Source organism: Brevundimonas sp. UBA7838 (assembly GCF_002500885.1).
GTDB classification, from domain to species: domain Bacteria; phylum Pseudomonadota; class Alphaproteobacteria; order Caulobacterales; family Caulobacteraceae; genus Brevundimonas; species Brevundimonas vesicularis_C.
Genome location: NZ_DLTK01000101.1, coordinates 1 through 12,024, shown reverse-complemented (window position 1 = coordinate 12,024; position 12,024 = coordinate 1). Strand labels below are relative to the sequence as shown.

Here is a 12,024-nt window from a genome sequence, read left to right as displayed (position 1 = left end):
CGCATCGCAGGCGTCTGTGGGAGTTCAAGAGCCCCTCCACCGCTTCGCGGTCCCCCTCCCCACAAGTGGGGAGGAGACGGTCGTGCGAGCTTCTCGCGTTGCCCGATTCCGCGTGGGCGGGTAGAGCGTTCGGCTTCTCCCGCCCAGCCGAAGTTTCAGACCATGCACGACATCAGAGCCATTCGCGAGAACCCCCAGGTTTACGTGGCGGGCTGGTCGTCGCGCGGGGTGGACGAGGCCGACGGGCTGGTGGCGGACATCCTGCGGCTGGATGGCGAACTGCGTCACGCCCAGACGACGGGGCAGGACGCCCTGGCCAAGCGCAATGCGGCCTCCAAGCTGATCGGCGCTGCGATGGGGCGCAAGGACATGGCCGAGGCCGACCGGCTGAAGGCCGAGGTCGAGGCGATGAAAGGCGATATCGCGGCGGCGGCCGAGGTCGAGGCCCGCGTCGGCAAGGAGCTGCGCGACCTGCTGGCGGCGCAGAAGAACCTGGCGGCCGAGGATGTGCCGGACGGCGAGGACGAGGCGGGCAATGTCGAGGTCTCAACCTGGGGCGAGCCGCGTCGCACAGGTCCGGCCAAGGACCACGCCGACCTGGGCGAGGCCCTGGGGATGCTGGACTTCGAGGCGGCGGCGAAGATGTCGGGCGCCCGGTTCGCGGTGCTGAAGGGGCAACTGGCGCGGCTGGAACGGGCCGTGGGCCAGTTCATGCTCGATATGCAGACGGACCAGCACGGCTATCTGGAAGTGAACCCGCCGTATCTGGTGCGGGATGAGGCTATGTTCGGCACGGGGCAGTTGCCGAAGTTTGCCGATGACCTATTCAATGCCTCGAGTGTGATTGAAGAAGATGTTTGGCTGAAAGCTGCGCCTCAAGGCAGCAGCGACAATCTTGGCGTCGTGCAAGGGCAGCTGGAATTTATCCTCGAGCAGCTGAGAAATCGCACTCATCATTGGCTCATCCCCACCGCCGAAGTCTCCCTGACCAATCTGGTGCGCGAGACCATCCTGTCTGAGGACGACCTCACCACGCCGATACGGATGACGGCGTTGACGCCGTGCTTCAGGGCCGAGGCCGGGTCGGCGGGGCGCGATACGCGCGGGCTGATCCGGCAGCACCAATTCTCCAAGGTCGAGATGGTGTCGATCACACGGCCGGAAGACTCCGACGCCGAGCACGAGCGTATGACGGCCTGTGCGGAGGCGGTGCTGAAGGCGCTGGAGCTGCCGTTCCGGCGGATGCTGCTGTGCAAGGGCGACATGGGCTTTTCGGCGCAGAAGACCTTCGACCTGGAGGTCTGGCTGCCCAGCCAGGGAACCTATCGCGAGATCAGCAGCTGTTCGAACTGCGGAGACTTCCAGGCGCGGCGCATGGACGCGCGGTTCAAGCGCGCCGGCGAGAAGAAGACCGAGTTCGTCCATACGCTGAACGGCTCGGGGCTGGCGGTCGGCCGGACGCTGGTGGCGATCATGGAAAACTATCAGCAGGACGACGGGCAGATCGCCGTGCCGGCGGTGTTGCAGCCCTATATGGGCGGTCTGCAGTTCGTGGGCGGCTGATGCGTATTCTTCTGACCAACGACGACGGCATCGAGGCCGAAGGTCTGGAATGCCTCGAGCGGATCGCGCGCACGCTGAGCGACGACGTGTGGGTGTGCGCGCCCGCCGTCGAACAGTCGGGCAAGGGGCGGGGGATCACCCTGACCGAGCCGCTGCGGGTACTGAACCTGGGCGAGAAGCGGTTCGCGGTGACGGGCACGCCGACCGACTGCGTCGTGCTGGCGGTCAACGATCTGATGCCGGAGAAGCCTGATCTGGTGCTGTCGGGCGTCAATCGCGGGCACAATATCGGCGAGGACGTCAGCTATTCAGGCACAGTGGCGGGCGCCTTGCAGGGGATGGCGTTCGGCATCCGCTCCATCGCCCTGAGCCAGAGCCTGGAGCGGTTTCACGACGAGGTGGTGGCGCACTGGGAGACGGCGGAAGCCTTCGCCCCGGCGATCATCAGTCGCCTGCTGGACCAGAAATGGGCGAACGGGGTCGTGATGAACCTGAACTTCCCCAACCGGCCGCCCGAAGCCGTCGATCAAGTCGAGGTGACGACCCAGGGCTTCCGCAATGTGGGCGAGATGCACGCGGTGCGGCGCACCGACCTGCGCGGACGGGACTATTACTGGATGAGCTTCCGGGGTGAAAAGCAGGAGCATGCCGAGGGCACGGACCTGCGCGCGATCGAGGAGGGACGGATCTCGGTCACGCCGCTGCATATCGACCTGACGCACATGACCAGCGTGCATGACCTGAAGAAGGTGCTGGGCGGGGCCCCGCCGAAAAAGACGGATCGCGCCGCATGATCCTCCACCGCGCAGCGGGGGAGGGGGACCGCGAAGCGGCGGAGGGGGCAACCCCGGACACCGGTCTTTGGTTCGCCCCCTCCACCATCCTTCGGATGGTCCCCCTCCCCCGTGAAGAACGGGGGAGGATCTCTTGAACCTGCATGACGACCGGGCCGGGCGGCTGATCCTGTCGCTGCGGCAGCAGGGGGTCACGGACCCGCGCGTGCTGAAGGCGATGGAGAGCATCGACCGCGCGGTCTTCGTGCACGAGAAGTTTCTGGATCAGGCGTGGGAGGATCAGGCCCTGCCGATCGACTGCGCCCAAACGATCAGCCAGCCCTATATCGTCGGCCTGATGACCCAGGCGCTGGAGGTGCAGGCGCGCCACCGGGTGTTGGAAATCGGCACCGGCAGCGGGTATCAGTGCGCGGTGCTGAGCCGACTGGCGCGCTATGTCTATTCGGTGGAGCGGTATCGCAGCCTTCTGGTCGAGGCCGAAGCGCGACTGCGGGTGCTAAAGATCGAGAACGTCATCACCAAGCACGGCGACGGCGGCTTGGGTTGGGCCGAACAGGCGCCGTTCGACCGGATCATGGTCACGGCCGCGTCGCCGACCGAGCCGACCGAACTGCTGAAACAGCTGAAGCCGAACGGGGTGCTGGTCGCGCCTGTGGGACGCACGTCGGTGCAGATGCTGCATCGCTACGTCGGACAGGGCGACGGGTCGTTCCACCGCGAAAGTCTGACGGAAGTGCGTTTCGTGCCCCTGGTCGAGGGGACGGCGAAGGAGGGGTGACGGGTGAGTCGTGAATAGTGAGTGGTGACTAGGGAGCCAGAGGGCGACTGCTCACGAATCACCACTCACTAATCGCCCCTGGCTCTGCCCGTTAACCTTCGCGCCCCAATTCCGTGCGGTTTGCGGGGTTGGCTTATGGGGCGCGAGCGGGCACACCGGGCGGGCGAGTTTAACCACGAATGGGAGCAGCCGGTGGCGATGATTTCGGGCTGGATGAGAGCGGTTCTGGTCGCGGGGGCGGCGTTGAGCACGGCGGCCTGCATCAGCTATCCTTCGGAGCCGCGTTATTCGACGCATGCGAACCCGGCTCCAGTTTACGGTCCGGGGCAGGGCGCCTATCCGCAGCAGCCGGTCTATCCGAACGCCGGTCAGAATTCGAACCAGCCCTATCGGCCGGCCCCCTATGAATCGCCGCCGCCCGCGACCGCGCCGATCGGGCAGGTGGACGGCGGAGCCTTGCCGCCGACGGTCAACGTCGGTCCGAGCCAACCGACCTATCAGCCTCCGGCGTCGCAGCCGCCCGCCTACACGCCGTCCTATCCGTCATCGTCGGCCCCGGTGCGCCCGGGCGCGGCGTATGTGATCCAACCGGGCGACACGATCTCAGGCGTGGGACGCCGCTTCCAGACGCCGGTTCAGACGCTGATCGATCTGAACGGCCTGGGGCCACGCGGGGCGATCACGACGGGCCAGCGAATCATCCTGCCTGAAGCGGCGGTGGATACCGGCCGCGATCCTTACGCGACCGGCGCCTCGCCCGTCGGCGTGCTCGTGCCCAACAACGGCGCCGTGCCGCCGCCCCCGCCGCCGCCCTCGGGCAATGCGGCCCTGCCGGTCCAGACGCGACCTGTCGAACAGACAAACGCCGGCGCCGCTGCCGCTCAGCCGAACCTGCTGTGGCCAGTGCGCGGCGACATCGTGCGGCGTTTCGGCCCGGTCGGCATGGGCGAGCGGAACAACGGCATCAACATCGGCGCCTCGGCCGGCGCGACGGTCAGCGCCTCTGCGGCCGGGCGCGTGGCCTATGTCGGCAGCGATCTGGTAGGGCAGGGGCTGACGGTGCTGATCGTGCACGCCAACGGCTGGCGCACGGTCTATGGCCATCTGGGTTCGGCGACGGTCAAGGACGGCGACGACGTGCGCGCGGGCCAGCAGATCGGCACCGTGGGTCTGACGGCCGGCGACGGACGCCCCTCGATCCACTTCGAGACCCGTCAGATGCGCGGCGACGATCCGGTCGCCGTCGATCCTTTGACAGTGTTGCCCAGGTAGCGCTTTCGCCGCGTTGCAATCTGCGAGGCGCGGCCCTAGGTTCCGCGCCTCGTTTTAATGGGGGGCCGACGAGGGCTACCCTTCTATGTTCGGAGACGACCCATGGGCGCTGAAGGCGGCTTGACGGCGCAGTTGATCGGGTTTGCGCCCATCATCGGTATTTTCATCCTGTTCTACTTCCTGCTGATCCGTCCGCAGCAGAAGCGCGCCAAGGAACACGCGACCGCCATCGCCGCCGTCAAGCGTGGCGACACCGTCGTCCTGGGCAGCGGCATGATCGGCAAGGTCACCCGCGTCGAAGAGGCCGAGGTCAACGTCGAGATCGCCCCCAGCGTCAACGTGCGCGTGGTCAAGGCCATGATCGCCGAGGTGCGCAACCGCACCGCCATCGCCGCCAACGATTCCAAGGCCTGATACGCTCGCGTATCCGCCGATACCTGGACCGCCCTCATGATTCAGCTGTCGCGCTGGAAAGTCATTCTCGTCGTCGTCGCGGCCGTTCTCGGCTGTCTGCTGGCGTTCCCGAACCTGTTGTCGGATCAGCAGCGCGAAGCGCTGCCCGGCTTCATGCCCAAGAACAAGCTGAACCTGGGGCTGGACCTTCAGGGCGGTTCGTATCTGTTGCTGGAAGTCGATGTGCCGGCGATGCGCGAAAAGCGGGTCACCAACCTGATCGAGGACGTTCGGGTCACGCTGAACGGTGCGGGCGTCGCCACCAACGGCTTCCAGCGTGAAGCCGGCGGCGTGGTCGTCACCCTGGCCAATCCGGCCCAGGGCGATGCCGCGTTCAAGGCGCTGCAACAGCTGGGTGGTCAGGTCGGACCGGGCGGCCAGGCGGAACGCACCGCGACGCGCCTGGGCGATAACCGCATCCGCTTCGCCTATACCGACGCCGCGCTGAACGGCATGGGCGCGACGGCCGTGGACCAGTCGATCGAGGTCGTGCGCCGCCGGATCGACAGCCTGGGCACGCGCGAACCCTCCATCACCCGCCAGGGCGCCGACCGGATCGTGGTCCAGGCGCCGGGCGAGAGCGATCCGAGCAAGCTGGAAGAAGTCATCGGCCAGACGGCGCAGCTGACCTTCCAGATGGTCGATGTCGAGAACTCGGTTCAGGACGCCCTGGCCGGCCGTGTGCCGCCCGACTCCGAACTGCTGCAAGGCGAGGACGGCACGCCCTATCTGGTCAAGAAGCGCGTGCTGGTGTCGGGCGAGAACCTGACCCGCGCCGGCGTCGGTTCGGACCAGAGCGGCCGCCCGGCCATCGACTTCCGCTTCGACGGCGCCGGCGCCCGCCGGTTCGGCGAAGCCACCGCCGCCAATCTGCAGAAGCCCTTCGCCATCATCCTGGACGGCAAGGTCATTTCGGCCCCGACGATCCAGAGCGCGATTACCTCGGGCTCGGGTCAGATCACAGGCAACTTCTCGATCCAAGAAGCGGCGACGCTGGTGAACCTGCTGAACGGGGGCGCCCTGCCGGCGCCGCTGAACGTCGAGGAGCGCCGCACCGTGACGGCTGAACTGGGTGCGGACGCGGTCGCCGCAGGCGCCCTGTCGACCGCCGTCGGCTTCGCCATCATCGTACTGTTCATGATCCTGGCCTATGGCCTGCTGTTCGGCGGCGTTTCGGTGGTCGGCCTGGTGCTGAACGGCGTGCTGATCGTGGCGGCCATGTCGTTGACCCAGGCGACGCTGACCTTGCCAGGCATTGCCGGTCTGATCCTGACCTTCGCGGTCGCGGTGGACGCCAACGTGCTGATCTATGAGCGTATGCGTGACGAGGCCCGGGCGGGCCGCAGCGTCATCGCCTCTATGGACGCCGGCTTCAACAAGGCCATGGGCACCATCATCGACGCCAACCTGACCACTCTGGTCGCGGCGGGCATCATGTTCGTGTTCGGCGAAGGCCCTGTTCGCGGGTTCGCCTGGACCCTGACCATCGGTGTGTTCACCTCGGTCTTCTCGTCGGTCCTGGTCGCCCAGGTCCTGCTCGGCTACTGGCTCAAGACGGCCAAGCCCAAAAAACTGCCGATCGCGGAGTGATGGCGATGCGTGGATGGCCCCTCATCAAACTGCTGCCGCAGAAGACGAACTTCCACTTCGTCAAATATGCGCGGTTCGCCGGCGTTCTGTCGGTGATCCTGTGCGTCGCGGCGATCGTCTCCTGCTTCTATCCCGGCCTGAACATGGGCATCGACTTCCGGGGCGGCGCCTCGATGGAAGTGTCCAAACCGGCGGGTCAGACGATCGAGTTGGATCGAGTCCGCGAGGCCGTGAACGGCCTGAACCTAGGCGACGTCCAGGTTCAGGGCATCGCGCGCCGCGACACCAATGTCGATGACGGCTCGACCGCCATTCTACGTTTCCAGGTGCCGGAAGGCCGCGATCAGACCCAGGTGGTCAATCAGGTCGAGGGCGCCATCAGCGGCGCGGTCGGTCAGGTCAACTATTCGGGCGTCAGCGTCGTCGGCTCCAAGGTGTCGGGCGAGTTGTTCACCTCCGGCCTCTTGGCTCTGGGCGTCGCGATCGGCCTGATGTTCCTCTACATCTGGTTCCGGTTCGAACCGCAGTTCGGGTTCGGCGCCGTGGTCGGTCTGCTGCACGACGTGATCCTGACGTTCGGGCTGATCGTGCTGTTCAAGCTGGAGTTCAGCCTAAACATGGTCGCCGCCGTCCTGACCGTCATCGGATATTCGATGAACGACACCGTCGTCGTGTTCGACCGCCTTCGCGAGAACCTGCGCAAGTACAAGACCATGCCGCTGCGCGACGTGATCGACCTGTCGCTGAACGAGACCCTGTCGCGTACCATCATCACCGGCGTGACCGCCGTCATGGTGCTGGCGGCTCTGGCCATCTTCGGCGGCGAGGCCCTGTTCGGCTTCTCCATCGCACTGATGTTCGGCATCATCATCGGCACCTATTCGTCGATCTATGTCGGCGCGCCGATCATCCTTCTGTGGGGCGTCAAGCGCGGCGCCCTGGCTGACGAAGCCAAGCCTGTGAAGCTGGGCATGGCCAGCCGGCCATAGGTCGAGCGCCATCTTCGAAAGTTGGGCCGTCCCGGCATCGCCGGGGCGGCCCTTTTCCTTGGACGGCGTCCGTGCAAGGCTGAGCCTATGAAAGCGCTCGTCTATACCGCCGTTGCCCTCACCCTGACCGGCGGAATTTCCGCCTGCACCGACAGCAAGCGGGCGCGCAACGACGCCACCTGGGGCGACAAGCCGGCGGACATCACCTGCTGGACCTATGGAGTGGAGAACTTCAAGGGACGCTCGACTGGCAAGGTCGAATATGACGACGGCGGCCGGATCTCGTTCGTCGATGCGTCGAACAACCGCTACACCACCATCGATGGCGATTGCCGCGTGGTCTATATGCAGCCCAGCAAGTAGGGCCGGATGGCGGGCGGAGGCCTGAACCTCCGCCCCGGGTCGATCAGCGCAGCGAAGCCGTAAAGCGCTGGATGCGGGTGCAGGCTTCTTCCAGCACGGCGTCCGAGGTGGCGTAGCTGATGCGGAAATAGGGGCTGAGGCCGAAGGCCTCGCCCTGGACAACGGCGACGCCCTCGGCGTTCAGCAGTTCGGCGGCAAAGGTGGAATCGCCGTCGATGGCGACACCTGTCTCCGTCGTCTTGCCGATCAGTCCAGCGATTGACGGATAGACGTAGAAGGCGCCCTCGGGCGTGGCGCAGGTGATGCCGGCCGCCTGGTTGAGCATCGACACGACGAGATCGCGGCGCTTTTCGAAAGCGGCCTTGCGCTCAGGGATGAAGTCCTGCGGGCCGTTCAGCGCCTCGACGGCCGCCCACTGGCTGATGCTGGATGGGTTGGACGTGGTCTGGCTGGCCACCTTGCGCATCAGGTCGATCAGAGGCTTGGGCCCGCCGGCGTAGCCGATGCGCCAGCCGGTCATGGCATAGGCCTTAGACACGCCATTGACCGTCAAGGTGCGGTCGATCAGGTCCGGGGCCACCTGGGCGATGGTGGTGTATTCGAAGTCGCCATAGACGAGGTGCTCGTACATGTCGTCGGTCAGCACCCAGACGTGCGGGTGGCGACGCAGGACCTCGGCCAGGGCTTCCAATTCGGCGCGGGTGTAGGCTGCGCCGGTGGGGTTCGACGGGCTGTTGAGGATCAGCCAGCGGGTGCGGGGCGTGATCGCGGCCTCCAGCACGGCCGGCAGCAGCTTGAAGCCGTCCTTCTCCTCGCCAACCACGGTCACGGGCTCGCCGCCGGCCAGCAGCACCATATCAGGATAGCTGACCCAATAGGGGGCGGGCACGATGACTTCGTCGCCGGGGTTCAGCGTGGCGACCAGGGCGTTGAAGATGACGGGCTTGCCGCCCGGCGCGACGTGGACGTTGGCGGCCGTGTAGTCGAGATCGTTCTCGCGCTTGAACTTGGCGACGATGGCCGCCTTCAACTCGGGCATGCCGTCGGCATCGGTGTATTTGGTCTCGCCGCGGTTGATCGCGTCGATGGCGGCCTGTTTGATGTTTTCGGGCGTATCAAAGTCCGGCTCGCCGGCGCCCAGGCCGATCACGTCGCGGCCTTCGGCTTTAAGCTTCCGGGCCTGCGCGGTGACGGCGATGGTGGCCGAGGGCTTGACGCGGGCGAGGGCGGAAGATTGCAGGCTGGACATGAACTATCCCGTGGTTTTGGAAGTTTTTGCCGGGGGAGGCGGGGTTGTGTACGCGGCGTCGCCCCTCGGGACAATGCGCTGATGCTCGCTAATGCAGAGATGGGATGATAAGCGGCGGCTCTGATGCGCTGGATCATCGATTTTCTGTCGAACATGGAGGCGCGTCGCTGGCGCGCCGTGCTGGCGACGGCCCTGCTGCTGGGCGCGATGATCGCCCTGTTCGCTGTGGGCAAGAGCCAGTTGGGGCTGGAGGCCGAAGGGCGGCTGGAAGACTGGCTGGCCGGATTCCGTCAGGGGCCCTGGGGGCTGGTGGCCGCCATCGCGGTGTTCACGATTTCGGCCTTCTTCGGCGCGCCGCAATTTATCCTGATCGCTGCCTGCGTCGTGGCGTTCGGGCCGTGGTTCGGCTTCCTCTACAGCTGGATCGCGACGGTCGTGTCGGCGGGCGTGACCTACTGGCTGGGACGCGGACCCACGGCGCGGCTGCTGGCGCGGCACGGCGGCAAGACGGTCGGACGGCTGACGCGGTTCGTCGGCAAGAATGCCTTCTACGCCAGCTTCATGATCCGCAACGTACCGTCGGCGCCGTTCATCGTCGTGAACATGGCGTTCGGGGCGGCGAGGGCGTCGTTCCCGGGCTTTCTGGCGGGGTGCGCGCTGGGCGTATTGCCGAAGACCGCGCTGGTCGCCTTCTTCGGCGGATCCTTCATGACGGCGGTCAGCGGTGACGGCATCTGGACCTCGGCCATACTGGCTGGCGTGGCGCTGGTTTGGCTGGCGCTGATGCTGATGGTGCGTGAACTGGTGAAGCGGCGGGAGATCGCGCGCGGCGAATGAGGGGATTTGCTTAGCCTGCTATTTAGATTCCGTTCATCCAGAGGTTGCATGGTGTTGCTTTGGAGGCGTCGCCATGGATGTCCATATTCTGAAGACGCAGCACGGCCGGATCATTCGACTGGCCAGCGCCCTGGGCGGGACCGCCGCCATTATGAAAACGTCGGACGATGCGATGTGCGCCCGTGAGCTGATGCGTGCGCTGAATACGGCTCTGACCGAGCATCTCGCGATCGAGGATGGCGAACTTTATCCCATACTGATGCGGTCCCAAGATCATTCGGTTCGCGACCTCGCGCAGCGCTATGTTGAGGACATGGGGGCTCTGAGCGGCGTTTGGGCGCACTATTTCGAAGAGTGGTCACAGGCCCGCATTCTGAGGGATCGGGAGCGTTTCGCCTCTGTAACCAAGGGGTTGATCGGCGCCTTGGCGCATCGGGTCGCCCGCGAGGAGGACACGCTGTATCCCACGAAGGAGGCGGCGGACGCCCTGGCCGTCGTTCCGAAGCGCGACGGCAGGCCGACATCCTGAAGCCGGCGTCCACAGGCGTCGCGCCTCGATAGCCCTCTGCATATGACGACACTGTCATCGGGGCTTGTATTCCCGGTTTCATCCGGGCAAACCCGCCAATAGTAGGCGTGGCGAAGACGATCAGGAACTGTCCGGCGTGGGGATGTCAGGGCAGTTGGGGCGTCGCCAGGTCGACTGAGACATCTAGACGCCCTGCCAGCTAACAACGGTATCGATTCCCATGAGCTTCTCCCTTTTCGGCGCGATCTCCAACGACATCGCGATGGACCTGGGCACCGCCAACACCCTGATCTACATGAAGGGCAAGGGCATCGTCCTGAACGAGCCGTCGGTCGTGGCGCTGAGAAACGTCGGCGGGCGCAAAGTCGTTCACGCCGTGGGGATCGAGGCCAAGCAGATGCTGGGCCGCACGCCGGGCCACATGGAGGCGATCCGCCCCATGCGCGACGGCGTCATCGCCGACTTCGAAGTCGCCGAAGAGATGATCAAGCACTTCATCCGCAAGGTTCATAACCGCAAGGGCTTCGTGAACCCCAAGATCATCGTCTGCGTGCCCTCGGGCGCCACGGCGGTCGAGCGTCGTGCGATCAATGACAGCTGCCTGAACGCCTCGGCGCGTCGCGTGGGCCTCATCGACGAGCCCATGGCCGCCGCGATCGGCGCCGGCTTGCCGATCCACGAGCCGACCGGCTCGATGGTCGTCGACATCGGCGGCGGCACGACGGAAGTCGCCGTCCTGTCGCTGTCGGGCATCGTCTATTCGCGTTCGGTCCGCGTCGGCGGCGACAAGATGGACGACAGCATCATCAGCTACATGCGCCGCAACCATAACCTGCTGATCGGCGAAACGACCGCCGAACGCATCAAGAAGGACATCGGCACCGCCCGCATCCCGGCCGACGGCGAAGGCCTGTCGATCGAGGTCAAGGGCCGCGACCTGATGCAGGGCGTGCCGCGCGAGGTGCGTATCTCGGAGCGTCAGGCGGCGGAAGCCCTGGCCGAGCCGGTCACCCAGATCATCGAGGCCGTGAAGGTCGCGCTGGAAGCCACCCCGCCTGAACTGGCCGCCGACATCGCCGACAAGGGCATCATGCTGACGGGCGGCGGCGCCCTGCTGCGCGGTCTGGACGTCGAGATCCGCGATCACACCGGCCTGCCGGTCTCGGTCGCCGATGATCCGCTGTCGTGCGTAGCCATCGGCTGTGGCCGCGTGCTGGAGCACCCGCGCTGGATGAAGGGCGTGCTCGACTCCGCGCTCTGATCCGTCCGTTGCGGCCAGGTGAAAGCTTGGCTGCAAATCCTTGTCAGGCCTGCGTGATCACGGTTCCATTCCGGCCTTGATTTTGCGATAGGCAGGCTCAGCGGCAGGGGGCGTCCTGCCGATTCCAACCCCTTTGAGTGGAAGGTCGCCCGTGGCGTTTCGCGACGGCCCTTTTGAAAACATCAAGGTGCCGCTGGCGTGGACCGCCGCGGTCGTCGTCGTCGTGGCCGTCATCGGCGCGGTCGTCCTGTTGCTGGGCGATCGGACCACGTCCGAGGGCGGCTCGACCATGGGCGCGGCGCGCGGCGGTTTCGAAGCGGCGGCCGGGCCAGTGGGCGGGGTCTTG

General features: G+C 66.0%; 12 protein-coding genes and 1 pseudogene. 12 read left to right on the top strand and 1 reads right to left on the bottom strand.

What is annotated here, in order from left to right:
* Positions 1 to 162: 162 nt before the first annotated feature.
* From serS to B3T77_RS09370, 8 genes are all read left to right on the top strand, one after another.
* Positions 163 to 1,563: a serine--tRNA ligase gene (gene serS / locus B3T77_RS09405; protein WP_292079037.1), complete on the top strand. Its 1,401-nt coding sequence runs from the start codon at positions 163 to 165 to the stop codon at positions 1,561 to 1,563.
* Positions 1,563 to 2,357 (top strand): 5'/3'-nucleotidase SurE, encoded by a 795-nt coding sequence (gene surE, locus B3T77_RS09400; RefSeq protein ID WP_292079035.1) that lies wholly within the window; start codon positions 1,563 to 1,565, stop codon positions 2,355 to 2,357. The genes serS and surE overlap by 1 nt, the downstream gene beginning before the upstream one ends.
* Positions 2,358 to 2,490: 133 nt before the next feature.
* Positions 2,491 to 3,135 (top strand): protein-L-isoaspartate(D-aspartate) O-methyltransferase, encoded by a 645-nt coding sequence (locus B3T77_RS09395; protein WP_045810751.1) that lies wholly within the window; start codon positions 2,491 to 2,493, stop codon positions 3,133 to 3,135.
* 198 nt (positions 3,136 to 3,333) lie between these two features.
* Positions 3,334 to 4,407 (top strand): peptidoglycan DD-metalloendopeptidase family protein, encoded by a 1,074-nt coding sequence (locus B3T77_RS09390; protein ID WP_292079039.1) that lies wholly within the window; start codon positions 3,334 to 3,336, stop codon positions 4,405 to 4,407.
* A 102-nt stretch (positions 4,408 to 4,509) separates the two neighbouring features.
* Complete coding sequence (yajC, locus tag B3T77_RS09385) at positions 4,510 to 4,821, top strand: preprotein translocase subunit YajC (RefSeq protein ID WP_017504795.1); 312 nt, start codon at positions 4,510 to 4,512, stop codon at positions 4,819 to 4,821.
* 36 nt (positions 4,822 to 4,857) lie between these two features.
* Positions 4,858 to 6,450, top strand: coding sequence for a protein translocase subunit SecD (gene secD / locus B3T77_RS09380; RefSeq protein WP_055804957.1), 1,593 nt, complete (start codon positions 4,858 to 4,860; stop codon positions 6,448 to 6,450).
* A complete protein-coding gene (gene secF / locus B3T77_RS09375) occupies positions 6,450 to 7,439 on the top strand; it encodes a protein translocase subunit SecF (RefSeq protein WP_242076657.1) in 990 nt (329 codons plus the stop codon). Before secD ends, secF begins: the two co-directional genes overlap by 1 nt.
* Before the next feature lie 87 nt (positions 7,440 to 7,526).
* Positions 7,527 to 7,802 carry a hypothetical protein gene (locus tag B3T77_RS09370; protein WP_292079027.1) on the top strand — a complete coding sequence of 92 codons (276 nt, stop codon included), beginning with the start codon at positions 7,527 to 7,529 and terminating at the stop codon, positions 7,800 to 7,802.
* 43 nt (positions 7,803 to 7,845) lie between these two features.
* Here B3T77_RS09370 and B3T77_RS09365 read toward each other — a convergent pair whose 3' ends face one another.
* Complete coding sequence (locus tag B3T77_RS09365; RefSeq protein WP_292079026.1) at positions 7,846 to 9,051, bottom strand: pyridoxal phosphate-dependent aminotransferase; 1,206 nt, start codon at positions 9,049 to 9,051, stop codon at positions 7,846 to 7,848.
* A 123-nt stretch (positions 9,052 to 9,174) separates the two neighbouring features.
* Here B3T77_RS09365 and B3T77_RS09360 point away from each other — a divergent pair, with 123 nt between their 5' ends.
* The 4 genes and pseudogenes from B3T77_RS09360 to B3T77_RS09345 all read left to right on the top strand — a co-directional run.
* Positions 9,175 to 9,888, top strand: coding sequence for a TVP38/TMEM64 family protein (locus B3T77_RS09360; RefSeq protein WP_292079025.1), 714 nt, complete (start codon positions 9,175 to 9,177; stop codon positions 9,886 to 9,888).
* A 73-nt stretch (positions 9,889 to 9,961) separates the two neighbouring features.
* The gene (locus B3T77_RS09355) at positions 9,962 to 10,417 is read left to right on the top strand and encodes a hemerythrin domain-containing protein (protein WP_292079024.1); all 456 of its coding nucleotides are present in this window, start codon (positions 9,962 to 9,964) and stop codon (positions 10,415 to 10,417) included.
* Positions 10,418 to 10,637: 220 nt separating this feature from the next.
* Entirely contained in the window at positions 10,638 to 11,678 is a 1,041-nt protein-coding gene (locus B3T77_RS09350) for a rod shape-determining protein (RefSeq protein ID WP_017504801.1), read from the top strand.
* A 151-nt stretch (positions 11,679 to 11,829) separates the two neighbouring features.
* Positions 11,830 to 12,024: pseudogene (locus B3T77_RS09345) on the top strand (rod shape-determining protein MreC); the annotation flags it as partial.